Source organism: Phocaeicola faecium (assembly GCF_014837055.1).
Taxonomy (GTDB): Bacteria; Bacteroidota; Bacteroidia; order Bacteroidales; family Bacteroidaceae; genus Phocaeicola; species Phocaeicola gallinarum.
Genome location: NZ_JACSPQ010000001.1, coordinates 1,037,590 through 1,061,073, shown reverse-complemented (window position 1 = coordinate 1,061,073; position 23,484 = coordinate 1,037,590). Strand labels below are relative to the sequence as shown.

21 protein-coding genes and 1 pseudogene are annotated in these 23,484 nt (G+C 46.7%); 5 read left to right on the top strand and 17 right to left on the bottom strand.

The features are described 5' to 3' along the window. Positions 1-10 precede the first annotated feature (10 nt). The 5 genes from H9626_RS04575 to H9626_RS04555 form a co-directional block, all read right to left on the bottom strand. Entirely contained in the window at positions 11-1,342 is a 1,332-nt protein-coding gene (locus H9626_RS04575) for a TolC family protein (protein ID WP_178257179.1), read from the bottom strand. A 3-nt stretch (positions 1,343-1,345) separates the two neighbouring features. Further along, a complete protein-coding gene (locus H9626_RS04570; RefSeq protein ID WP_191709695.1) occupies positions 1,346-2,443 on the bottom strand; it encodes an efflux RND transporter periplasmic adaptor subunit in 1,098 nt (365 codons plus the stop codon). Between the two features lie 65 nt (positions 2,444-2,508). Then, positions 2,509-3,753: an ABC transporter permease gene (locus H9626_RS04565; protein WP_178257181.1), complete on the bottom strand. Its 1,245-nt coding sequence runs from the start codon at positions 3,751-3,753 to the stop codon at positions 2,509-2,511. Positions 3,754-3,755: 2 nt separating this feature from the next. Beyond that, positions 3,756-5,006 (bottom strand): ABC transporter permease, encoded by a 1,251-nt coding sequence (locus tag H9626_RS04560; protein ID WP_178257182.1) that lies wholly within the window; start codon positions 5,004-5,006, stop codon positions 3,756-3,758. Between the two features lie 24 nt (positions 5,007-5,030). Further along, entirely contained in the window at positions 5,031-5,750 is a 720-nt protein-coding gene (locus tag H9626_RS04555; protein ID WP_178257183.1) for an ABC transporter ATP-binding protein, read from the bottom strand. Positions 5,751-5,897: 147 nt separating this feature from the next. Here H9626_RS04555 and H9626_RS04550 point away from each other — a divergent pair, with 147 nt between their 5' ends. After that, positions 5,898-6,872, top strand: a complete 975-nt coding sequence (locus H9626_RS04550; RefSeq protein ID WP_178257184.1) for an ROK family protein — start codon at positions 5,898-5,900, stop codon at positions 6,870-6,872. Positions 6,873-7,023: 151 nt separating this feature from the next. Continuing rightward, on the top strand, positions 7,024-8,448 hold the full coding sequence (locus H9626_RS04545) for a DNA recombination protein RmuC (RefSeq protein WP_178257185.1): 1,425 nt from the start codon (positions 7,024-7,026) through the stop codon (positions 8,446-8,448). A 65-nt stretch (positions 8,449-8,513) separates the two neighbouring features. Here the strand turns inward: H9626_RS04545 and groL are convergent, their stop codons facing one another. The 3 genes from groL to H9626_RS04530 all read right to left on the bottom strand — a co-directional run bounded on the left by groL (position 8,514) and on the right by H9626_RS04530 (position 11,793). After that, positions 8,514-10,145: a chaperonin GroEL gene (gene groL / locus H9626_RS04540; RefSeq protein WP_178257186.1), complete on the bottom strand. Its 1,632-nt coding sequence runs from the start codon at positions 10,143-10,145 to the stop codon at positions 8,514-8,516. A 64-nt stretch (positions 10,146-10,209) separates the two neighbouring features. Beyond that, the gene (locus H9626_RS04535) at positions 10,210-10,482 is read right to left on the bottom strand and encodes a co-chaperone GroES (protein WP_178257187.1); all 273 of its coding nucleotides are present in this window, start codon (positions 10,480-10,482) and stop codon (positions 10,210-10,212) included. A gap of 390 nt (positions 10,483-10,872) precedes the next feature. Continuing rightward, a complete protein-coding gene (locus tag H9626_RS04530; RefSeq protein WP_178257188.1) occupies positions 10,873-11,793 on the bottom strand; it encodes a DMT family transporter in 921 nt (306 codons plus the stop codon). 138 nt (positions 11,794-11,931) lie between these two features. Between H9626_RS04530 and H9626_RS04525 the strand changes: the two are divergent. Beyond that, positions 11,932-12,321 (top strand): annotated as a pseudogene (locus H9626_RS04525) (VOC family protein); the annotation flags it as partial. 64 nt (positions 12,322-12,385) lie between these two features. On the opposite strand, the gene H9626_RS04520 reads toward H9626_RS04525, so the two are convergent. The 8 genes from H9626_RS04520 to H9626_RS04485 form a co-directional block, all read right to left on the bottom strand. Further along, a complete protein-coding gene (locus H9626_RS04520) occupies positions 12,386-12,823 on the bottom strand; it encodes an Hsp20/alpha crystallin family protein (protein WP_178257125.1) in 438 nt (145 codons plus the stop codon). Between the two features lie 293 nt (positions 12,824-13,116). Then, complete coding sequence (locus H9626_RS04515) at positions 13,117-13,821, bottom strand: SIMPL domain-containing protein (protein ID WP_178257126.1); 705 nt, start codon at positions 13,819-13,821, stop codon at positions 13,117-13,119. Between the two features lie 42 nt (positions 13,822-13,863). Continuing rightward, positions 13,864-14,709, bottom strand: coding sequence for an ATPase (locus H9626_RS04510; RefSeq protein ID WP_178257127.1), 846 nt, complete (start codon positions 14,707-14,709; stop codon positions 13,864-13,866). Positions 14,710-14,795: 86 nt separating this feature from the next. After that, positions 14,796-15,383 (bottom strand): FKBP-type peptidyl-prolyl cis-trans isomerase, encoded by a 588-nt coding sequence (locus tag H9626_RS04505; RefSeq protein ID WP_178257128.1) that lies wholly within the window; start codon positions 15,381-15,383, stop codon positions 14,796-14,798. A 64-nt stretch (positions 15,384-15,447) separates the two neighbouring features. Further along, positions 15,448-18,705, bottom strand: coding sequence for a S41 family peptidase (locus H9626_RS04500; protein ID WP_191709694.1), 3,258 nt, complete (start codon positions 18,703-18,705; stop codon positions 15,448-15,450). A gap of 224 nt (positions 18,706-18,929) precedes the next feature. Next, positions 18,930-19,202 (bottom strand): hypothetical protein, encoded by a 273-nt coding sequence (locus tag H9626_RS04495; RefSeq protein ID WP_191709693.1) that lies wholly within the window; start codon positions 19,200-19,202, stop codon positions 18,930-18,932. Further along, the gene (locus H9626_RS04490) at positions 19,199-19,582 is read right to left on the bottom strand and encodes a phage holin family protein (protein WP_178257131.1); all 384 of its coding nucleotides are present in this window, start codon (positions 19,580-19,582) and stop codon (positions 19,199-19,201) included. The genes H9626_RS04495 and H9626_RS04490 overlap by 4 nt, the downstream gene beginning before the upstream one ends. 77 nt (positions 19,583-19,659) lie before the next feature. Next, positions 19,660-19,863: a YtxH domain-containing protein gene (locus H9626_RS04485; RefSeq protein ID WP_178257132.1), complete on the bottom strand. Its 204-nt coding sequence runs from the start codon at positions 19,861-19,863 to the stop codon at positions 19,660-19,662. Between the two features lie 194 nt (positions 19,864-20,057). Between H9626_RS04485 and H9626_RS04480 the strand changes: the two genes are divergently transcribed. Continuing rightward, the gene (locus H9626_RS04480; RefSeq protein ID WP_178257133.1) at positions 20,058-20,561 is read left to right on the top strand and encodes an SPOR domain-containing protein; all 504 of its coding nucleotides are present in this window, start codon (positions 20,058-20,060) and stop codon (positions 20,559-20,561) included. A gap of 122 nt (positions 20,562-20,683) precedes the next feature. Continuing rightward, positions 20,684-21,634, top strand: a complete 951-nt coding sequence (locus H9626_RS04475; RefSeq protein ID WP_191709692.1) for a PCMD domain-containing protein — start codon at positions 20,684-20,686, stop codon at positions 21,632-21,634. A 93-nt stretch (positions 21,635-21,727) separates the two neighbouring features. Here H9626_RS04475 and H9626_RS04470 read toward each other — a convergent pair whose 3' ends face one another. Beyond that, positions 21,728-23,380 (bottom strand): B12-binding domain-containing radical SAM protein, encoded by a 1,653-nt coding sequence (locus H9626_RS04470; RefSeq protein ID WP_191709691.1) that lies wholly within the window; start codon positions 23,378-23,380, stop codon positions 21,728-21,730. Positions 23,381-23,484: the final 104 nt, after the last annotated feature.

Below are 23,484 nucleotides of genomic sequence, written 5' to 3'. Positions count from 1 at the left end.
TTCAGAAAGATTATTCCAAAGTAAGCGGAATGCCCTTATAGAAATCGAGAATCTTCGTACGGAACAGGTAGTCGTATTTCGCCTGAATGCGGTCTGATACGGCTTTCATCCAGTTGGTCCGTGCTTCGTTATACTCCGTGGCGTTTGCCTTGCCGTTTACGTATTTTTCTTTCGTCAACTTAAACGAGGCTTGAGCGGCTGTATCGGCGGCCAGACTGCTCCGATACTGGCTTTCGGCACCTACGGCGTTATAATACGCCTGCTGAATCTCTTTATACAGCGTTTTCTTGCTTTCCTCCAACTGCCAGTTCAGTGCGGTTTGTTGTACACGCGCCGAGCGTACCCGATTTCGCGTACTGAGTCGGTTAAAAATAGGCACGCTTAACGACAGTCCGAAGTATTGGCTGAAGTTATCTTGTAATTGCGAGCCGAAGCCGGCATTGTCTCTGCCCGACACCTTATAGTAGTTGGTACTTAATCCGCCTCCGAAACTGAGCTGAGGATAATAAGCACTCTGGGCAATGCGGATATTACGGGCTGCACCTTCCAGCCGGTATTGGGCTGCCTTGATAGAAGGCTTTATCAGCAAGGCTTGATTGTAAATGTCGGTAGGAGAGGTGAGCGTCCCGATAAAGTTGTCGCCTTCTAATTCAGGCGAAACAATGCTGAAGTTATCGGGCGAAGGAAGTTCCAAAAGCTGGCTCAAATCCAACAGTGCAAGCCGGTAGTTATTGTCAGCCTGTACAGCAGACAACTGATCTTGCGCCACGCGCGACTGTGCCTCACGCCATTCCGATTCAGATGCTTTCCCCACTTTGAAATACGCCTCCTGCTGTTCAAGCAGGCTTTGGCTCAGCTTTACTTGTTCGTGGGCTACTTTGCTGAGTTCCTCGTTGAACAACACTTGCAAGTAAGCAGAAGCGACCTGTATGCTGATATCTTCTTTAGCCTTGTTAAGGTCTTCGATGGCTGCTTTCAGATTCAGTTTGGCAAGCGCAATGCTGTTCGGAATTTGCAACCCGGTGAATAGCGGGATACTGGTACTCAGACTCAAACCTGTACTCTGCGTATTGATGCTCTGGTACGTATTGTTCGCCTGAAGGCTTCGTCCGAAGTTAAAAGAATGCGATGCACTACCGTTCAGGTTAGGCAGGCGGCTCCATTTCGCCGTATTCAGTTCTATTTCATTCTGGTCGCGCGTTGCCTCCTGCTGTTTTACCGTCAGATTATGCTCGATGGCATAGTCGATACATTGCTTTAAATCCCATGCCTGTTGTGCGAAAACGGGAGAAACTCCGGTAACGACGGCAAGCGTTACGATGTATTTCGATACTGTTTTCATGGATTATAATTCTTTTTTCAACCCGCGAACCGATTCGCCGGTCTTCAGTCCTTGTTTGATTTCAATCTTGATGCCATCGCTGATACCCGTTGTAACCGGGCGGCGCTCGAATTTCTGTACTGGTACGCTGTCGGTCAGCACATAAACAAATGTAGAATCTCCGCTGAATTCAAGCGCACTTTCGGGGATGGCAAACACATGGTCGGCGCGCTGTAATACCATTTCGGCGTTGGCGCTGTATCCCGAACGAATCGTAACGTTGTCAGGCACGTTGATTGCTGCCTTGATTTCAAACTGGTTAGCACCGTTGTTTTCCACACTCTTCGGCGAAATATACTCCAGACTGGCATCGAACTTCATGTTCTGTAAAGCTCCCAAAGTGATTTTCACCGGAATCCCCTCGCGGATGCGTCCCACCTCAGTCTCGTCAACGTTTCCACGGAATATCAAATCGCTCATGTCGGCCACGGTTGCGATGGTAGTTCCGTCGTTAAACGTATTACTCATGATAACCGAATTACCCACTTTGATAGGCACATCGAGTATCAGTCCGTCGATGGTAGAGCGGATTAATGTACTGCTGAACGATTCGCTGTTTTTTGTAATCCCCTCTTTTACGATTTCCAAATTATCTTTCGCTGCTTGGGTTTCTTCGCGAGCCTGCTGAGCTGCAAGCAACGTCTGTTCGTATTCCTCGCTGCTCACTAATTTGCTGTTGTAAAGTTTTTCCATGCGCTCCAAATTCGTTTCAGCCTGCCGTCCGTTCATCTCCGCCAAGCGCACACGGCTTTCGGCAGCATTCAGCGTACCCAGTTCGGGGATAACTTTTACTTTTGCAATGACTTCTCCCTTTTTAACCGTTTGCCCTGCTTCCTTATAGACTTCGGCAATGATGCCTGAAATCTGCGGTTTGATTTCCACCTCGTCGCGCGGTTCAATCTTTCCGGTAGCCACGGTAGTCTGTATCAGGTCGGTAACCTCCGGAGTGAGGATGTTATATACAGTTTCTTTCGGTTGCGACTTCTGATAAAGGAAAACAAAAGTCCCGATGAAAATTAGTGCGATAAGCACCAATACAGCGATTTTAATGTACTTTTTCATATCTTGCTATTCGTTTTAAATTCAGATAAAATGAGTGGTAGAGTTATAATTAAGTGATGAAAGAGCTATTCATCCCGTATCGCTTCTATCGGCTTTACAGACATGGCACGATAAGCAGGGGCAAGTCCGGCAAGTAACCCCAACACCATCAATAACACACATGCACCGATAGCCTCCCAAAAACTGATTTGGAAATGAACGATGGCGTTTGGTTCGGAAACCGCTTTTTCTACAATATCTAATAAAAAGACAGCGAATGAGATTCCTGCCATTCCCGCCATACTGGTCAGTACCATGCTTTCAGAAAGAATCTGTTGCAAAATATCATTCGGTCGGGCACCAATCGCACGGCGGATACCAATTTCCGTGGTACGCTCTTTAACCGTTACCATCATGATATTGCTTACACCGATAGCCCCGGCAAGCAGCGTACCCAGTCCGACAATCCAACTCAGTATGCGGATGCCCGTAAACAGATTGTCCATCATGCTGAACATAGCCTCGGCATTCAGAATAATCATGGCCTGCTCATCGTCGGGGTGAATAAAGTGAGCCTGTTTAACTACCTGAGCCACTTTCTTTTCTACCTCGCTGATGGCATATCCCTTTTTCGCCGTGTAACAAAGCAACTGAACCTTTTGTCCGAAATTATAATTCTGCTGCATGGTGGTAAAAGGAATGATGATGGAAGTCTCCGAACGTCCCTGTACCGAGATGTTTCCCGTACTCATACTTACGCCGATAACCTGATAATAAATGCCATTGATTTCAACGAATTTACCGCAAGGGTCTCCTCCTTCGGGGAACAATGTTTCATAAATACGCTTCCCGATGATGCACACCTTGCGCCGGTCGCGCACGTCCATCTCGTTCAGATAACGTCCGTAAGTGATAGACGGTTCTTCTATCTCTCCGTATTCGGGGTAAAGCCCTTTCAGCGTACCCGATATCTTATGCTCATTGTAAATAGCTTCGATTCCCCACCGTGCCAGCGACGGAGTGATGACATCCACTTCGCTTACGCTGCGGCGAACCCGCTCTACATCTTTGTTTTCCAAATCCCATGCACGTCCTTGCTGGAATCCCTTGTAAGCTCGTCCGGTTCTGTTCGTTCCCATGAAACCGGAGTTGGTGGCAAATCCTACGAACCCTTGTTGCAGCTTGTCTTGCATACCCTGCGCTCCACCCATTAACGCTACCAGCATGAAAATACCCCAGAAGATACCAAAGGCGGTGAGCAGACTGCGGGTCTTGTTTCGGGTAATGGTGATTAAGATTTCCTCCCATGTGTCTAAATCAAATCGTCTCATAATCAATCGGCTCTAAGTGCTTCTATCGGGCGGATGCGGACAGCCTTGCGGGCAGGAAACAGTCCGGCAAGCGTTCCGGCTATAATTAAAGTTAAAGTAGCTTGGATGGCGATACCCATGTCTACGGTAGGATTCTCGAATACGGTGACAGAAAAAGGTCCGGCATCCATTGTTTGCTTTCCTGCCACTTGGTTCATGTATTCGGTAACTGCTATTCCAGCCACCATCCCTATGTATCCGAAGAAAGTGGTAATCGTAACGCTTTCAGAGATAATCAGCCAAAGAATAGACATCGGCTTGGCACCGAGCGCCTTGCGTATGCCAAACTCATGGGTACGCTCTCGCACGGTAATCAGCATGATATTGCTTACTCCCACGATTCCGCTCAGTAAAGTAAAGATACCGATAACCCAAATGGCAATATGCAATACGCTGGCGGCTGATTGCTGTTGAAGATATTGCGTAAAGCGGTTCCAAATCCAGATAGCACCGTCGTCGTCGGGAGCGAAGTGTTTATTTCCTCCGATTGTTTTTCGGTAATCCCGCTCGAAAGCCTCGTTGGTAGCTTCATCCGTCAGTCCTTTGGTAGAGAATATCAGGTTGTCGATGCTGTCACCTTTATTATATACCACTTGCAAGGTGGTAAAAGGAATCAGTGCGGTAGGTGAGAAACTGTTTTGGTCAGTGTAAATACCTACTACCTGATAAGCTACACCGTTAGAGTTAAGATATTTGCCCAGCGGTTGGGTAGAAGGGAAAAGAATCTTTGCCGTTTTTTCGTGAAGCACGATAACCTTTCTGCGTTCCTGCATGTCGCGCTGATTGATAAACCGTCCTTCCTTCACCTTTACGGCTTCCAGTTCCGGGTAGTTTGGAAATACCCCGTCTATGCCTATGCTTACCGTTTCTTTTCCGTACGCAAGATAAGCATCGCTTTTGCTTACAGTAGCTCCCGTGGCAATGACGTGGTTTGGGAAAGCCCGCTCGGTTAAAAGTCGGTCGCTTTCATCCAAAGAGATGCTTCGTCCCTCCTTAAATCCCTTATAAGGCTTCGATGTAAATCCGGGAAAGATTTTCATGGAGTTCATCATCATGCCTTCCGACTGTCCTTCGAAAGCATGAATCAATCCGTTGCCTGCTCCCAGCAGAACGATAAGCATGAAGATACCCCACGCCACGGAAAAGCCGGTGAGCGCCGTGCGCAGCTTGTTGCGCATGATAGTTCCGTAGATTTCTTGTATCAGGTCAACCATAATCGTGTGCTTTTCTTTTTAGTGTTATTTCATATATCCATTCTTACCGAAAGGCGAAGCATTATGGTCGATGTTATTTTCGATACGTTCGATGATTCCGTCTTTGATATGGATTATTTTGTTTGTTTGATTTGCCACACCGCTTTCGTGAGTAACCACCACGATAGTCAGTCCTTCCTTGTCGTGCAGTTCTTTTAATATATTCATTACCTCTACCGAAGTTTTACTGTCTAAAGCACCGGTAGGTTCATCTGCAAGGATGATTTGCGGTTTCGATATCAGGGCACGGGCAATGGCAACACGCTGTTTTTGTCCGCCCGAAAGTTCGTTAGGCATGTGGTGTGCCCATTCCTTCAGTCCCAGTTTCTCCAGATATTCTAAAGCTAACTGATTACGCTTTTTGCGGTTGATGCCCTGATAGTAGAGCGGCAGGGCAACATTTTCCATTGCGTTTTTGAATGAAATCAGATTAAACGATTGGAAGATGAATCCAATCATTCGGTTTCGGTATTCCGCCGCCCGCGTTTCGCTCAGATTTCGGATAAGCGTATCATTCAAATAATATTCTCCCGAATCGTAGTTATCTAATATTCCCAGAATATTCAGTAATGTAGATTTACCCGAACCGGAAGCTCCCATGATGGAAACAAATTCCCCTTTCTCAATATCTAGATTGATGCCTTTCAGTACGTGAAGCGGTGCCCCGTTGTGATACGTTTTGTTTATATCTTTTAAGTGTATCATTCTATTATAATCTTTGGTTTCCGTCTTGTTAGACGCTGCGAATATAGAAAAAGTTACACAGTTGCGTAAATAAACGGAAAAAAATTTGCTCTATATGTGTCGAATCCTTACTTTTGTCTGTATAATTAACCCTAAAATATAAACATCATGACTATAAACATGGAAAAACCGTATGTGGTAGGTATGGATATCGGCGGTACGAATACTGTTTTTGGTATCGTGGATTCACGTGGTAATGTGCTGTCTTCTGATTCTATCAAGACGCAGCAGCATGAGGATATTGACGAATATGTAGATGCAGTTTGCAAGAAGTTGATTCCGTTGATACAGGCTGTTGGCGGTACGGAAAAGATTAAAGGTATGGGCGTTGGAGCTCCGAACGGTAATTTCTATAACGGAACTATCGAATTTGCTCCCAATCTGCCGTGGAAAGGAGTGATTCCTTTGGCTGCTATGTTTGAAGAAAAGTTGGGCATCCCTACTGCTCTGACAAACGATGCGAATGCGGCTGCCATCGGAGAAATGACTTACGGAGCAGCACGTGGTTTGAAAGATTTTATAATGATTACCTTAGGTACTGGTGTAGGTAGCGGTATCGTTATCAACGGTCAGTTAGTGTACGGTCATGACGGTTTTGCCGGTGAGTTAGGACACGTTATTATCGACCGTAACGGACGTCCGTGTGGTTGTGGACGTAAAGGATGTTTGGAAACATACTGTTCGGCTACCGGTGTGGCACGTACGGCACGCGAGTTCTTGGTACAAAGTACCGAACCGAGTTTGTTGAGAAACATTCCGTCGGAAGAAATCGCTTCGAAAGATGTTTACGATGCAGCAGTGAAAGGCGATAAGCTGGCTTTGGATATTTTTGAATATACAGGCCGTATTTTGGGTGAAGCTTTAGCTAACTTCATTGCATTCTCAAGCCCCGAAGCAATCATTCTGTTTGGTGGTTTGGCTAAATCAGGCGACTATATCATGAAGCCGATTAAGAAAGCAATCGATGAAAATATCTTGAAAATCTACGCAGGTAAAACTAAACTGTTGCTTTCTCAGTTGAAAGATGCCGATGCTGCCGTGTTGGGAGCAAGCGCATTGGGATGGGAAGTAAAAGAAGATTGATAGTTTTTTACACATAAAAAGAGCGTGAAGCGGAATATGTGAGTTTACTTGCATATTCCGCTTTTTTTTACCGGGCAGGCTTTTGAGATGCGACGGTCTGCCGGACTGTGAAAGAAAAAGCGGAAACGAAACCATATAAATACATAAAACAATGGAGTTTATTTACTTAGTTATCGGGATAGCCGTAGGTTTTGGGTTGGGTTACCTGATGGTATCGCGTAAAATAGGCGTGTTACATACCCGACTGCAAATGCAGGAAGCCCATGCCGACGAAATGGTGAAAGCCGAACAGCGTCAGGCTTCGGTTGCGGTGGAACAACAAAAACAAGAAACAGCCTTGTTCCGAAAGCAGGCGGAAGAAACCAGTCGGTTGCTGATGGAAGCCCGGCAGACTCTTTCTGCCGTACAGGTGGAGAAGCGTGGGTTAGAAGAAAAGTTGGAAAACCAAAAGCGCGAGATGGAGGAACTTCATAAGCAATTCAGCATGGAGTTTGAAAACATTGCCAATAAGATTTTCCAACAGAAAACAGAAAGTTTTAATAAGTTGAGTTCGGAAAGTCTGATGAACCTGCTGAAGCCATTTGGTGAAAACCTGAATGAGTTTAAACATCAGGTGGCAGAGGTCTACGACAAGGAGTCGAAACAACGCTTCTCGCTGGAAGACCGTATCAAAGAACTGGTGTTGCTGAACAAGCAGATCAGCGACGATGCCAATAACCTTACCCGCGCGCTGAAGGGAGAAGCCAAAACGCAAGGTAACTGGGGGGAAATGATATTGGAATCCATTCTCCAGAATTCCGGCTTGAGGGAAGGGGAAGAGTATTTCCGTCAGGAATTTTTAACCGACGAGCATGGGGAGGTGACCCGAAACGAGGAGGGAAAACGGATGCAACCCGACGTGCTGGTGGTGTATCCTGATAACCGGCAAGTGATTATCGACTCGAAAGTGTCGCTTACGGCGTATGCCAATTACGTGGCAAGTACCGACAAAACAGAGCAAGAGCAGTATCTTAAAGCCCATCTCAATTCGATAAGAACGCATGTTGACGAACTGAGCCGGAAGGATTACTCGAAATATAACTTGGCATCGTTAGACTTTGTGATGATGTTCATCCCTAATGAGCCGGCCTATGTGCTTGCCCTGCAAACCGAGCCGAATCTGTGGAATTATGCTTATCAGAAGAAGGTGGTACTGATGAGTCCTACCAACCTGATTGCTGCCCTGCGTTTGGCACTCGACTTGTGGAAGCGTGAGTATCAAGTGAAGAACATTCAAGACATCGTGAAACGCGGTACGGCTCTCTACGAAAAATTAGTGGGCTTTACCGAAACCTTTGAAAAAGTAGGCGATACGTTGAAAAATGCTTCTGCGGCATACGAAAACGCGCTGGGGCAACTCTCTACCGGCCGTGGCAATGTGATTCGTCAGGCTGAGATGCTGAAAAAGCTGGGCATTACGTCGAAGAAAAAATTCTCGCCCCGCATTCAGAATAAGTTGGATGAGGCAGATGATGCCGGTGAAGCCGGAGAGGATACAAATAAAATAGGCACAGACTCTGCGGAACTTACGGTTTAGCGTTATGCTAAACCGTTTTTATTCCACGGAATCTGCGCCTTGACAGTATCTTTATCGGGAAAGAATTACATCATTCCACCCATGCCGCCCATTCCCGGAGCCGGCATTTCGGGTTTTTCTTCTTTCTTTTCTACGATAACACATTCGGTAGTAAGGAACATGCCTGCAATAGAAGCCGCATTTTCCAAAGCCACACGTGTTACCTTAGCCGGATCTACCACACCTGCTGCGTGCAAGTTTTCGTAAACGTCTGTACGTGCATTGTAACCGAAGTCACCTTTTCCTTCACGTACTTTCTGAACTACCACCGCACCTTCTTTTCCGGCGTTAGCCACAATCTGGCGCAACGGCTCTTCAATGGCACGTTTGATGATTTCGATACCGGTCGTTTCGTCAGCGTTGTCGCCCTTCAAACCTTCCAGTGATTCGATGGCACGGATGTAAGCTACGCCACCACCCGGAACGATACCTTCTTCGATGGCTGCACGTGTTGCACACAAAGCGTCGTCTACACGGTCTTTCTTTTCCTTCATTTCCACTTCGCTTGCTGCACCTACGTAAAGCACTGCTACGCCACCCGACAATTTGGCAAGACGTTCTTGCAATTTTTCTTTGTCGTAGTCAGAAGTAGTATTCTTGATTTCAGCCTTGATTTGGTTGATACGTTCTTGAATGTTTTCTTTGTCGCCGCCACCGTTTACGATTGTAGTGTTTTCTTTCGTAATGGTAACCTTGTCGCAAGTACCCAACATTTCGAGTGTAGCCTGTTCCAGCTTCAAGCCTTTTTCTTCGCTGATAACCACACCGCCTGTCAGGATAGCGATGTCTTCCAACATGGCTTTACGACGGTCGCCGAATCCCGGAGCTTTAACGGCACAAATCTTCAACTGTCCGCGCAAGCGGTTAACAACCAGTGTAGTCAGTGCTTCGCTGTCTACATCTTCGGCGATAACCAACAGCGGACGTCCGCTCTGTACAGCCGGTTCGAGGATAGGCAAGAAATCTTTCAGGTTGCTGATTTTCTTGTCGTAAATCAAGATGTACGGATGTTCCATCACACATTCCATCTTTTCAGCGTCGGTAACGAAGTAAGCCGACAAGTAACCGCGGTCGAACTGCATACCTTCTACCACGCCGATGGTAGTATCCGTACCCTTAGCCTCTTCGATGGTGATGACACCGTCTTTTGAAACCTTACGCATAGCGTCGGCAATCAGTTTACCGATAACCGGGTCGTTGTTTGCTGATACAGTGGCTACCTGTTCAATCTTGTCGTAATTGTCGCCTACGGTTTCAGCCTGAGCCTTGATTGATTCAACCACTTTAGCAACAGCCTTGTCGATACCACGTTTCAAATCCATCGGGTTTGCACCTGCGGTAACGTTTTTCAAGCCTACGCCTACGATAGACTGAGCCAGTACGGTAGCAGTTGTTGTACCATCGCCTGCATCGTCTCCGGTTTTTGAGGCAACCGACTTCACCAGCTGCGCACCCGTATTTTGGAACGCATCAGCCAGTTCGATTTCTTTAGCCACCGTTACACCGTCTTTTGTGATGTGCGGAGCGCCGAATTTCTTTTCGATGATTACGTTACGGCCTTTCGGACCCAGCGTTACTTTTACGGCGTTAGCCAGTTCGTCAACGCCTTTTTTCAATTGATCGCGTGCGTCAATATTGAATAAAATATCTTTTGCCATGATTCTTTCAGTTTTTTAATTGGTTAGTTTTTAAGTTTCCGAGTAATTACACTCCTCTGTGCGTTTATCCCAATACGGCGAGAACGTCGCTTTGGCGCATCATCAAATATTTTACACCCTCGTATTCGATTTCCGTACCTGAGTATTTGCCGTATAATACGGTATCACCCACTTTCAAGACCATTTCTTCGTCTTTTGTGCCGTGACCTACTGCAACTACTTCGCCTTGCAAGGGTTTTTCTTTTGCTGTGTCGGGGATGATAATGCCACCCACTGTTTTCTCTTCTGCCGGAGCAGGAAGAATCAGAACTCTGTCTGCTAATGGTTTAATGTTCATAATGCTATATTTTTATTCTGTTTATCGTTGTTCTTGTCCTGTTGCGGACGCTAAGTTATTAGCTAAAACTGTGCCATAACCGAAAACTGACAAACTGGCGTGTTCCGGTTGACAGAAATGTCGGTAAGACTGTCAGTTTTGACCTGTTTCCCGTTTTTATACCCTGAAAAACGCTATGGGTAGTGTTACTCATCCCATGCGGTAGCGTTGACCGGTTCTACCCATAGTGTAGGTCGGTTCTATGGGTAGAATTTTTCAGTTTTTCGGCTAAGCCGTAAGGTGTTAAAAATAAGATGTTTATAGATTTGAAGGATGCACAGCGCATCCTTTGGGCTGTGCATCTGTTTGATGGGGTGTTCCGATAGGTTTTAAGCCTCTCTTTTTCGCATCTCAGGCGTGACGCGGTCTGATGCGTTTGATGAGGAGCGAAAGGTTATTCTGGATGTTTCGGTTCAGGATTACAATGGTGACAGCTATCAAGATAAGTGCAATACCTATCGCTTCGCTCCATGTAAATTCCTCGCCGAATATTAATGCGCCGATACATACCGCAGTGACCGGTTCGAGCGCACCCAAAACGGAGGTCGTGGTACCGCCAATGTAACGCACGGCAAGCAGCAGCGTAATGTTCGATATCACGGTAGGAGCCACGGCAAGCAGCAGGATGTTGACTACCGCCCATGCGTCGGGGATGGGTTGCAGATTCTGTGAAGCCCCTGTCTTAATGCCAAACATCAGTGCCGTGAAGACAAATACATAGAAAGCCAACTTCCGGCTGTGCATTTCCCGGATGTGTGACTTATTGACCGCTACGATGTAGCTGGCATAGCCTACGGCGGAAAGCAGCACGATGATGACATGTATCGGCTCGATTCGCAGTTGAGTGCCTTGCAACGACAATTTAGCCACTCCGCCGACGGCAAACGCCACAGCCGTCCACGTTACCCATGACGTTTTTTCCTGAAACAAAAACAGCATCAGCAGCGTAACGAAAACCGGATACGTAAAATGCAGCGTGGTAGCTACGCCGGCACCCATAACCTCGTAGCCGTAAAGCAAGAACAGCGACGAGCCGGTATAGAAAAGTGAAAGTATGATAAGTATCGGCAAGTCGCGCACGCCGATTCGGAACGATTCTTTTTTAATGAGCATCATCGTGCCCAGCGCCAGTGTGGCAGCCACGAAACGATAAAACAGAATAGAGTCTGATTGCATTCCCTTCTGCATCAGCGGTAAGGTAAACAGCGGTATCAAACCGAAAGTAACCGAGGTTATAATCCCGTAGAAAAAGCCTTTTACTTTAGTATTCATATTCATTTGTTGAAAGATGTGTGTTAACGGGCGCAAAAATACAGATTTTATATTAATTTTTTACGTTCAAGCCTCGGAAGAGCATCGTAAAACGATGGAAAATGTTATCTTTACCTCCGATTTTGATAAAAAAGAGGTATGAAAGTGCATCACATTGCCCTCTGGACATTTCGGTTAGAGGAACTCCGGACATTTTACGTCCGTTATTTTGGCGGGCGGAGTAACGAAAAATACGTAAACCCGCGTAAGGGATTTGAATCTTATTTCATAACGTTTGAAGGCGGGGTATCGCTGGAACTGATGAGCCGCCCCGACGTGACAGACGAAATCCCCGAAGAAAATCGGCGGGGGCTGACACATCTTGCGTTTTCTTTTACAGGCGAGGAAGATGTGTTGCGCATAACAGAGCAGTTGCGCAACGATGGTTATCGGGTGGTGGGCGAGCCGCGCACGTCGGGCGACGGATATTTTGAAAGCGTGATACTCGACCCCGACGGAAACCGCATCGAGTGTGTTTACAAAAAAAGCCTGCCGTGTGAGTCCGTCTGACGACCGGCTGCACGGCAGGCTTCTAAGTTTTTATGCGTTACCTTTATTTGATTTCAATCTGACGATTGACTTTAGCCTTTTCCTCTGGTGTACGTTTCGGAAGGTCGATTGTTAAAACGCCATCGCTTACGTTGGCACTGATTTTATCTTTTTCCACATCGTCCGGAAGAACCAACGCTTGCTGGAACTTAGAGTAAGAAAACTCGCGGCGCAAGTATTTCTTGTTTTCTTTGTCCTCTTCTTTCGTTTCGTTCTTCTTTTCCATTGTGATGACCAATTCGTTATCTTCACTCAAGTGGATGTTGAAATCTTCTTTGGTCATACCCGGAGCTGCAACTTCAACTTTGTAATCTTTATCGCTTTCGCTTACATTGATTGCAGGAGCTGTGGCATTGGTTCTTACCATCCAATCGTTATCAAAGAAATCATTAAAGATACTCGGTAACCAATTCTGATTGTTGTACTTTCTAACAGGCATCATAGTTGTAATCTCCTATATTTTAGTTATACATTTCGTTTGTAATCTCTTTGAATCCCTCCGCCTTTCGGTTTCGCGATTCGCCTTACATAGTGCAAACGATATGCCGCTTTGATGAGCGGTTGACAACTCTGCCGGTTACTTTAAACTTCTGAAAACCTTTTTAAACCAGAAGAATTTGTTTTTAAAGTTTTGCATACATTGTTAACTGTATAAACTGACAGCGGGCTGACAAACCGTCATCATTGGATAACAGAATGTCAGCCCGCCGGGTGTTGTAAACTCAATATGTAGCTTTAATTGTTCAAAGAATAGTCTACGGTAGTCACTACACGCACCTTTTTGATATAAGGCGTATTCGCATCGCGGTCATTGATGCTGAACTGTCCCTGATTGGCATGGCGGATTTTACCCAATTCGCTGTCAGAATCTTTTGCAAATTTTTCGGCAGCTTCGCGGGCATTCTTGGTAGCCTCTTCAATCATTTGCGGTTTGATTTTGTTCAAGTCCGTATATTCGTATTGTACGTTATACCGATATTCGCCCGACGTAATGGCGATGCCCCGTTTTAGCAATTCTCCCTGTTCACTAATCAGTCCCCGAACCAAATCGACCTTCTCTGACGTTACCGTAATGACAGTTGTTACGTTATAGCGGTAGTTTTCGGCTTGGGTATTTCCGTAACGTTCTGCCTTCAAGTCGATGATTTCAGGAGCATTGACGCTGATTTCTTTTTCATCCAATCCTTTTTCTTTCAGGAATTGGATAATAGTCTGATTAGAACGTTTGATTTCGTCGTACAGTGCACCGAGGTCGTTTCCTAAACTTTTGTAAACCAGCGGCCAAGTAACCTTATTAGCCGGAACTTCCATTTCAGCAAGTCCTTTTACGCTTACACTGCGGTCTCGTTCAGCAAATGTACTGAATCCTTTCTCAATAAATACGCCCAACAGCAGCAATCCGATAGCCAGAATGGCTGCTTCGATTCTAAAATTCTTCATAATACATTGGTATTAAATAAGTGAAACGATTATTGTCTGTCTTTATCGGCAGATTCTAAGATGATAATCTACCAGTTCCTTAATGGGATTTTTAACAAATATGCCGGTTGTAAGGTTCAGCGAAGCCAGTGTTTCTTTTATTTCTTCTTGGAAAAACCACGCTACCGAGCCTGTGAAAGAGACAGGAAGTGAGGCATGGTAGGGCAATACGTTGCGACGGATGAAATCCGAAAAACAATCGGTCAGGAAAGAATGTATTTCAGGTATTGCTTTATGTTTATGAATGCAAGGTACGATGCCGGCAAGAAAACGGTTGGCTTGCGGTTGGCGATACACTTTTTCGAGTATATCGGCAGCGGTAAGCTGAAGCTCGTCCAACATCTCGTTGCTAATCCGGTCAGGTAATAATCCTTTCAGGCAATCGCCTAAAAAGCGTTTTCCCAAGTAAGCCCCACTGCCTTCATCGCCTAAAATATATCCCAGTGGGGAAATGTTTCGAACGATACGCTCTCCGTCGTACAGGCATGAATTGGAACCCGTTCCTAAAATACAGGCAATTCCTTCGCGGTGTTTGCATAAAGCGCGTGCAGCTCCCAACAAGTCACTTTCTACGCTGAAGGTAGCCTGAGGAAAGTTGTTTTGTAAAGCGTTGTTGATACTGCCTTTTTGTGAAGGAATACAACCGGCTCCGTAGAAAAAAATAGCTTGAATATCGCGTGTAGAACAAGGCAATGATGGCAACAGTTGGTTTTCGATGATAGCCCGTATATGGCTTTCAGGCTGATGGAACGGATTGATTCCTTCGGTCTGTATGATGGTATACCCCGATGAAGTATTAGCAATACACCAATCGGTTTTTGTTGCTCCACTGTCTGCAAGTAGAATCACAGAAATAGGTTTGTTATAAGGTTAAAATGAGACACGGACTGTACGCTCATAGATCGTACAATCCGTGTTTGTAATAAAGAAATCTATTAATGACAATGCCCGCATCCGCCTCCGCAGCATCCATCTTCTTCGTGATGTTCGCCGCATCCGCCTCCGCAGCCTTCGCATCCTCCTCCACAGCCTTCGCCGCTCATCATGTTCAGGATTTCGGTAACTTCTTGGTTTGTGGCATCACGCATTTCGATAACCTTTCCTTCGAAAATCAAGTCTTTTCCTGCATGTGGGTGATTCAGGTCAAGTACAACTTTATCGTCGCCTATTTCTCCCACGTTGGCATAAAAGCGATTGCCTTCCGCATCGTTCAGCATGATGATGTTTCCTTCAAAGATATTATCGCTGTCAAACTTGCCGTCGGGACCGCAGAACATCGATTTCGGAACTTGGCGTACATTATCTTCGTTTCGTTCTCCGTAGGCTTCGGCACAAGGGATGGTGAAATTGAAATCATCGCCCTTAGCCAGTGCCACGATTTCTTTTTCAAATCTGTCGAGCGTGTAACCGATGCCGGAGATGAACTGGAAAGGATGTGCTGCCGGAGCTTCCTCCAAAAGTTCTTTTTGTCCGTCTGTAATAGCATACAGCTTATATGCCACTGTGATGTATTTATTTTCCATATAATAAAATAGTTGTTAAGATAGAATGCAAAGGTACAAAATAAAATGATTTCTATTGCTGTTTTCAGTTTGCTTTTTTGTTCATGTCGGCTTCTTTCAGCATTTCTTTCACAGCAGCTTCCAGTTGCTGGTCTTCGCCTTTCAGCGACTTTTCGGGAGCGTTATACACCTCAATGTCGGGCTGAAGTTCATGATTTTCCATGTAGTTTCCGCGCATGTCTCTGCATCCTACGATAGGAATACCGAATACGATGCTGGGGTCGATGAGGCTTTCCCACCACACGGCAGTCATCGTTCCCGGTACGGGCGCACCTATCAGTTTGCCTATCTTCAGTTCTTTATATACCCACGGGAAACCATGCGCGTTACTGTAATTGTCTTCACATACCATTACGCACGAAGGCTTGAGCCATTTGTTGAACGGGTCACTGCCGATGTATTGTCCGCGCGGAACAAACTGCTGATATTCTTTACCGCTCAACAGGGTAACGAGGTCGTCGTGTAACCATCCGCCTCCGTTATGGCGTGTATCAACGATAACCGCTTCTTTGTTCCGGTTTTTGTCGCTCAACAGCTCGCTGTAAACCGTGCGGAAACTTGGGCTGTCCATGCCTTCCACATGTACGTATGCTATACGTCCGTTCGATAATTTTTCCACCAACTGCTCGTTGCGCTTAACCCAACGTTTGTAAAGCAAGTCCCACTGTTCGCCCATGCTGATAGCCTTTACGGTTACGTCGAACCGTTTTCCGTTCGATGGGTTATAGATAGCCAGATGTACCTGTTTGCCTGCCTTGCCCTCCAAGAACGGGTAATAATCGGTATCTTTTTTAATCGGCTGTCCGTCTATTTTTTCGATGATACATCCCTCCGTAACGTCGGTTTTCTTGACGGCAAACGGACCTTTGGCTATGATTTCCTTAATCTTCAGTCCGTCGCCCTTATAGGTGTTATCATAGAATAAGCCTAAACATGCCGTGGGCAGCGTTGCTCCAGGGGCGTAGTAGCGCGCTCCTGTGTGTGAGCCGTTCAGTTCGCCCAGCATCTCACTCAACAGTTCCTGAAAGTCGTAATTGTTATTGATGTAAGGCAAAAAGCGCGAGTAACTTTCGCGATAACCTTTCCAGTCGGCACCATGAAGGTCGGGCACGTAGAACTTGTCCATAACCTGCTGCCATACATGGTCGAACATGTATTCGCGTTCGCCATACGGACGATAATTGAATACGGCTTCAAATTCGATGGGTTTGGTTTCCTCTTTCTCGATGTCGATTTTCTTGAGATTTCCCTGACTGCATAAGAAAACATTCTTGCCATCTTTGTCGGCTATGAGCGAACCGTAACCTACATTTTTAAGAACGATTTCGGTTTTGTTTTCTTTCAAGTCGTGCGACCAGAGGTCATATCCTCCCTCGAAAGCCGCTTGATAATAAAGTTTATCTCCTTTCGGCGTAAGGATGGCATCGCCCAGCCGGGATGAATTTACCGTGAGGCGCATAATCCGGTCGCGGCAATTCTCAAGGTCGAACGTCAGCGGTTCTACCTCCTTATCCTTATCCTTCTTATCGTCTTTTTTCTTTCCTTTGTCCTCCTTGTCTTCCTCTGCTTCCTTATCTTTTTTCTCTTTTTCTTCCAGCAATGCCAACTCTTCTTTGCTCATGCGGAAACGTTCGTAAGCATCAAGGTCGAAAAACATGATGTAAATATCACTCTCTGCTCCCCAACTGCCGTGGCTGCGATAGCCGGCGCGGTCACTTTCCCAAATCATAGCCTTGCCGTCGAGTACCCATTTGGCGTTGGTGTCGGTATATCCGCTTTCGGTCAGGTTATGAATTTCACCATTGCCCGAAGCGTTTACCAAAGCTACATCTTTGTTATTCCATCCGCCCGTTCCGATGTAACCCGAAAGCAGCCAGCGACTGTCGGGACTCCATTCAAACCATTGGTCGCCGTCGCTGTAAGAGTATTCAAACTTACCGTCCATCGCTGTGCGTACCGATTTGTCTTTCAAATCGATTATGCGCAAGGTAGTGCGGTTTTCCAAGTAAGCCACTTTCTTGCCGTCAGGACTGTATTTAGGTTGGAAAGACGCCACGTTGGTATTCGTCAGCCGTTCTTCTTTCAAGTCGGTGGCATACGTAAAGAGTTTCTCTTCTTTATTAACCAACGATGTCTGGTAAATCTGCCACAATCCGTCGCGCTCCGAGGCATATACGATGCTGCGTCCGTCTGGAGCAAAGTCGATGGTTCGTTCCTGTTCCGGCGTATTGGTAATCTGTTTGGTCGTTTTATACTCAACCGAGGTTACGAATACATCTCCACGGAGCACGAATGCCACTTCTTTCGCGTCGGGCGACACAGCTATCTCCGTAGCCCCCGACGTACGGATCTGGCGTATCAAGTCTTTATCGTTTTTATCGGTTACGATGCTTATCTGCACCTTCTTCGGCTCGCTTCCTTCTTTTATGGTATAGATTTCTCCATTATATCCGTAACACAGTGTGCCGTCAGCGGCAGCAGTGAGGAAACGTACGGGGTGTTTCTCATGGTGTGTAATCTGGGTTTCTTCCGTACCATCGATGTTACGTTTGAAGACGTTAAACGAACCTTTGTTCTCACTCAGGTAATAAAACGCCTTCCCATCGGCAGTCCATACCGGCGTGCGGTCTTCACCCTTGAATGTTGTGAGTTTCTGATAAGAACGTCCGCCGTTTCCGGGCAGGCTCAGCCAGATGTCGCGGGTGATGGACGACGTATGATGTTTGCGCCACGTATCCTCGTAACCCTTCTTGTCATGATACAGCAAAGCCCCGTCGCTTCTGGCGCTGATGTCCTCCATCGGAATTGATGAAAACAGGGCAGGACGTCCTCCCATCGTACTTACCTCGTACACTTGCGGAAACTGACTGCTGGGGAAAGTCATATCTTGCGCATCGGGCATGACGGCAGCGGCAAAAAGCAGCCGGTCGTTGCCGAGGAAAGCGATAGGAAATTCCCCTCCCGAATGCGATGTCAGCCTGCGTGGTGCTCCTCCTTCTTTACTCATGATGTAAACATCCATGCTCCCCTCGCGTGCCGAAGAAAAAGCAATCTGCGTTCCGTCAGGACTCCATACGGGGTGCGTATCGTGGGCAGCATTTGTGGTGAGCTGGGTAGCCTTTCCTCCAACGGAAGGGACGGTGTAAATATCTCCTTTATATGTAAAAGCAATCTGTGTCCCGTCGGGCGAGATGGCACAATAGCGTAGCCACAACGGATTTTCTTGTGCGTTGGCGATTGCGCTGAAGCCCAGTGCCGCCAAAACCAGTAACTTGTGTCTCATTTGTATAAATTTTTCGATATATGTATTCTTCTTGTTTAAAGCGTTGCCCGGTCTTGCCGGAAGCCTGAAAAACGCTACCCATAGCACCGGCGAATCCTACGGGTAGAAATGCTGAACACTACCGCATGGAGTGAGTAACGCTACGGGTAGCGTTTTCAGTGGCGTATCGGCAAGGGATTTTTCTTGCGCTTTCATCGACCGGAAAGGTTTTAATAGCTTTATAATCAGCTTCTTTTTTTCTTCTTCCCGAAAAAAGCACGTATGCGGTTCAGCACCATCATGCCGGTGCGGATACCATCGTAAGCCGCTATACCCGCATTGACGTGCTGTAAAAGATTTTCCATTTTGTTCTTGCTCTGTTGTGGAGCAAAAAGGTTTTCGGTAATCGACTGCATTCGCTGGCGTGAACGGCGCAGTTCTTCCTGTTTTGCTTTCCGCAGGTTGGTGATAGATTCTATGGTATATACCTTGTGAGGCGTAGGGAGTTGCTGATTCATTTTATATCTTCTTTTTCTTTGTTGTTAGACTCGTCAAGAAACAGCCGCGCGAGGAAATTCACCATCGGCTGAAAAATAAGTTCTCTGCGCATGTGATAAATAATCAGGGCAAGCAGCAATAAGATTCCTCCGATGACTGCATATCCTCCGATGAGGCTGCCCACCAGCGGGGCTATGGCGTAAACCAGCATGAATGAGAAGTAAAACAAAGCCATCATGCAGAGAATGATTATCAGCAGAATCACGATGAGTGTAGACAGCAGAATGGTAAGTTTCTCTACCAGATTGAGCTTTAAATACTCACCTTGTAAGTTGATATACTTGCGTGCTTCTTTAAACAGCGCTTCAAGATTGTCTATGCTCTTGTCGTTGGCAAACATAAAAAGTTTTGGTTAGTTAATAAAAAAGGCAGACCTTTACATTTCCGTAAAAGCCTGCCAGCCATTTTTTTCTAAAACTATTCGGCGTCTTTCACTTCTGCCGCGATTTGGTCAACCAAATCATCCATTTCGTCGCGCGTTAGTCTGATGCCTTTCTTGCGAAGAACTTCAGCTATTTTTCTGCGAGTATCCGCACCTTTTTCGGGGGCGAACAAGATACCGGCTGCTGCTCCTAAGGTAACACCGCCTAAGAATGCAGCTACAATACTTAATGCTTTCATACGTATGTGTTTTTAGTTATTACCTTACAAATCTAATAAATATCCTGATACATTGTTCTTTTTTTTAAAGAAAATGCATCCAGACGTTTGATAAAACATATTATTAACAGATTTTAATAGGCAGGCACGGTTTATATTGCTACTTTTGTAGCATCATTTAACGACTGTATATAACCAAAATAACAAAAAGAACAATGAAGAAGGTTGTTGTATTAGGAATGGGATTATGCGTGGCGTTGGCATTCTCTTCCTGCAAATCAAACGAAAGCGCCTACAAAAGAGCTTATGAAAAGGCTAAACAACAAGAATTGGCGGAAGCAGCCAACGCAGCCGAAACGACAGCTCCGGCAGAACCCGCACCCGTAGTAGAGCCTGCTCCTGTAACTACTCCGGTAGAAACTACAGCTCCTGTGCGAGAGGAAAAAGTAGAATTGGTATCGGGTGATGGACTGAAAGCTTACAGTGTTATCTGCGGTAGCTTTGGTGTAAAAGCGAATGCGGATGGGCTGAAAACTTGGTTGGACAACGAAGGATACAATGCTAAGGTGGTTTACAATGCCGAACGGAACATGTATCGTGTAGCTGTGGAATCATTCGATACCCGCTCTGAAGCCGTTCGCGCACGTGATGCTTTCAAGGCAAAATATCCGAACCGTGATGACTTCCAAGAAGCATGGTTACTTTCACGTGTATATTAAGATTGTAAGCTGGAAAGAAAGTAAGAATTATTATTCTATATTTCGGATTAAAAGCGATGGTGTGAAAACTATCGCTTTTTTTTATACCTTTGCAGCCGAAACATAAGAACAAACTTATAAACATGAAATATTTGATTAGCTTATCTTTGGCATTACTTTCTTTCGCTTCGCTGACAGCACAGGAGAAAGTCGTTCCTCTTAAATACGGCGACATGGATCAGTGGATAACACGCCGTATCCATGAGTCGGGTATCATTGGTGGAAATACTAAATTGCTTTACGAAGTAGGGCCTACACAGGAAATAGATGGAAATGTAGCATACGTTAATTTGGGAGGTTCTCCGTGGGCAAATTCTAATGTGATGGCGAAGGTAATGGGGATTGTTAAGACGAATACCAGTGTCTACCCCGAAAAGCGTGGCGACGGTTATTGTGCCCGTTTGGAAACTCATATCGAGAAAGTAAAGGTTTTGGGATTAGTAAACATTACCGTACTTGCTTCGGGCTCGCTGTATTTGGGCGACATGAAAGAACCTATCACCGGAACAAAAGACGGCGAAAAGGCTCTGAATATGGGAGTACCCTTTACCGGACGTCCGAAAGCTGTGCGTTACGATTATAAGGTGGAAATGTCCGGACAGCCCGACCGTATTCGCCAGACGGGGTTCAGCCGGAAAGAAACAGTTCCCGGACAGGATTGTGCTATCATGACTTGCCTGCTTCAGAAGCGCACAGAGGATGCCGACGGAAACATCATAGCCAAACGTGTGGGAACGATTGCCGTGAAATATAACAAGACGCAAGGTTGGCAGAACGGGTCAACTTACGAAATCATGTACGGCGACATTACTCACGACAGCCGTTACGTTCCTGATTTGATGAAGTTGGGCGTAGGACATTATTATGCACGCAACAAGAAGGGTGAGAGTGTGTTGATACAGGAAACCGGATGGGCCGATGCCGATGAACAGCCTACCCATCTGATACTTCAGTTTACCTCAAGCCTCGGCGGTGCTTTTGTAGGTTCTCCGGGCAATAAGATTTGGATTGATAATGTGAATTTGGTATATTAAGCAGGCGTTTAACCGTCTGAACAGAGAAAGCCAATGCCGTCCGTTTCGACTTGGGAAACGGACGGCATTGGCTTTCTCTGTGGGGATTTGAAATTACACTTCCGATTGTTCCGATGCAGATTGTGCCTTGAATACAGGTCGTGGCGATTGGCTTTCGGTTTCAAAACCATACCAGTAACACAGATTATCACGCTCGTCTGTCAGTTTGCAGAGCCGGAGTTGTGCGTGATACGTACCATAAAGAATGTCCCAGCGGGCAGGAGGGACAACATGCTTGGTACGTACGCGCTCGGCAGGTTGTTTCTTCAGCGACATGCCTGCCTCTATCCATGCGAGGGAGACGGCTGTGAGATGGTCGGGATAGTACATCTTACAAAAGTCGTAGAGTAAGATTCCCCGGCGTTCGAGGCTCAGCGGCTGGTCGGCAACACGTTGCTCTGTCAGGTAGTCGAGGAAGCGGTGCAGAAAATCTGCGTACCGAATCATCAGTCGGCGCGTAATGCCCTGCCATGCTTTGGCGTTGTAGAATCCGTCGAGCAGCCGTGAAAGCAGCCGCGCGGTTTGAAGTTCGTCGGGACTTATCTCTCTTGTCTGTAAAACTTCGTAGGGAGGGAGAGGAGAGAAGCGTATGCCCAACTCTGCGGCACGCCGACGCATTTCCGTGCCGGGCAGCAACTTCAATGATTCGAGCTGTATTTCTCCCGCACCGTATCCGGCAAGGGTACGTGCATCTTCGAATATTTCTTCTAACCGATAGAGCGGCAGTCCGGCTATCAGGTCGGCATGGGTTTCCATGTTCGCGAGCGAGCAGAGGTAGCGTAGCCCTTCGAGGGCGGCAGACAGCTCGCCACGCCGCATACTGGTTTCCAAGACCTCTTTCCGCAGGCTTTGGATTCCTGCCTCCAAGTGCAGTAACCCGTGAGGCATTTGGGCGAGTTCCACTTTTATCTCATCGGAAAGTAAGGCAGGATGAATTTCCAAATGGAAACGCAGTTCGGGAAACTCGCGGAAGAGCCGGAGCAGCGACGAGGCACGGCGGGAGTTGTAATTAAACGTGCGGTCGAGTACGCGGATATCCCGTATCCCGTGCCGGCGGATGGTTTCGATGCGTTGGCGGATAACATCCAGCGGAAGGGTACGCACCGGTTTCTCGCCTCCGCTTACACAGAAAGCACACGTGTTGAAACATCCGCGTGTAGTTTCTAACTGCACGAAAGGTTTGCCCCAATTAAACAGCGGACTTTCTTCGGGAGCCGTCAGGCGGTCGAAGGCAAGCACGCGCGCCAGCCCGTTGTCGTTATACGCCCCTTGTGCGTCCATGTAACACAGTCCGGTAATATCGCTCCATCTCTTCGGGCGGTTCCATGCCGAAAGCCATTGCGGAAAAGCCTCTTCTCCTTCACCGCGAAACACGCACGATATAAAGGGATTCCGGCGCAGGAAATCTTCATTGTCTCCTAAAAATTCAGGACCACCCAACGCGATGACACAGTCGGGCAGCATGGCGTGCACCCTTGCAAGGATGTGGATGAGCGCCTCATGACTGAAAAGCCAGCAGGTAGCAGCAACGATGTCGGGGCGGTGTCGGCAGATGTCTCCGGCTATCATGCCGGGATTTTCATTGATGGTAGCAGAAACCACGGTCCACTCCCATGACGTATCGTTCATTACCTGTGCGTGAAGGGCGGGGAGAGCCAGTGAAGAATGGGCGTAAGAACTGTTTAAGTCGAGCCAAAGGATTTTCATGAGAGGGGGATGGATAAAAATCGGGCACGGGCTTCATGTCAGTCGTTTCGGCGATGAGAATGCTCATCGTCCGGCGTTCCATGAATCCCGTGCCCGGAAAATAT

Coding starts and splice junctions, on each gene's coding strand:
- H9626_RS04575 (WP_178257179.1), bottom strand. CDS start 1,342: ATGAAAACAGTATCGAAATACATCGTAACGCTTGCCGTCGTTACCGGA.
- H9626_RS04570 (WP_191709695.1), bottom strand. CDS start 2,443: ATGAAAAAGTACATTAAAATCGCTGTATTGGTGCTTATCGCACTAATT.
- H9626_RS04565 (WP_178257181.1), bottom strand. CDS start 3,753: ATGAGACGATTTGATTTAGACACATGGGAGGAAATCTTAATCACCATT.
- H9626_RS04560 (WP_178257182.1), bottom strand. CDS start 5,006: ATGGTTGACCTGATACAAGAAATCTACGGAACTATCATGCGCAACAAG.
- H9626_RS04555 (WP_178257183.1), bottom strand. CDS start 5,750: ATGATACACTTAAAAGATATAAACAAAACGTATCACAACGGGGCACCG.
- H9626_RS04550 (WP_178257184.1), top strand. CDS start 5,898: ATGACTATAAACATGGAAAAACCGTATGTGGTAGGTATGGATATCGGC.
- H9626_RS04545 (WP_178257185.1), top strand. CDS start 7,024: ATGGAGTTTATTTACTTAGTTATCGGGATAGCCGTAGGTTTTGGGTTG.
- groL (WP_178257186.1), bottom strand. CDS start 10,145: ATGGCAAAAGATATTTTATTCAATATTGACGCACGCGATCAATTGAAA.
- H9626_RS04535 (WP_178257187.1), bottom strand. CDS start 10,482: ATGAACATTAAACCATTAGCAGACAGAGTTCTGATTCTTCCTGCTCCG.
- H9626_RS04530 (WP_178257188.1), bottom strand. CDS start 11,793: ATGAATACTAAAGTAAAAGGCTTTTTCTACGGGATTATAACCTCGGTT.
- H9626_RS04520 (WP_178257125.1), bottom strand. CDS start 12,823: ATGATGCCTGTTAGAAAGTACAACAATCAGAATTGGTTACCGAGTATC.
- H9626_RS04515 (WP_178257126.1), bottom strand. CDS start 13,821: ATGAAGAATTTTAGAATCGAAGCAGCCATTCTGGCTATCGGATTGCTG.
- H9626_RS04505 (WP_178257128.1), bottom strand. CDS start 15,383: ATGGAAAATAAATACATCACAGTGGCATATAAGCTGTATGCTATTACA.
- H9626_RS04500 (WP_191709694.1), bottom strand. CDS start 18,705: ATGAGACACAAGTTACTGGTTTTGGCGGCACTGGGCTTCAGCGCAATC.
- H9626_RS04495 (WP_191709693.1), bottom strand. CDS start 19,202: ATGAATCAGCAACTCCCTACGCCTCACAAGGTATATACCATAGAATCT.
- H9626_RS04490 (WP_178257131.1), bottom strand. CDS start 19,582: ATGTTTGCCAACGACAAGAGCATAGACAATCTTGAAGCGCTGTTTAAA.
- H9626_RS04485 (WP_178257132.1), bottom strand. CDS start 19,863: ATGAAAGCATTAAGTATTGTAGCTGCATTCTTAGGCGGTGTTACCTTA.
- H9626_RS04480 (WP_178257133.1), top strand. CDS start 20,058: ATGAAGAAGGTTGTTGTATTAGGAATGGGATTATGCGTGGCGTTGGCA.
- H9626_RS04475 (WP_191709692.1), top strand. CDS start 20,684: ATGAAATATTTGATTAGCTTATCTTTGGCATTACTTTCTTTCGCTTCG.
- H9626_RS04470 (WP_191709691.1), bottom strand. CDS start 23,380: ATGAAAATCCTTTGGCTCGACTTAAACAGTTCTTACGCCCATTCTTCA.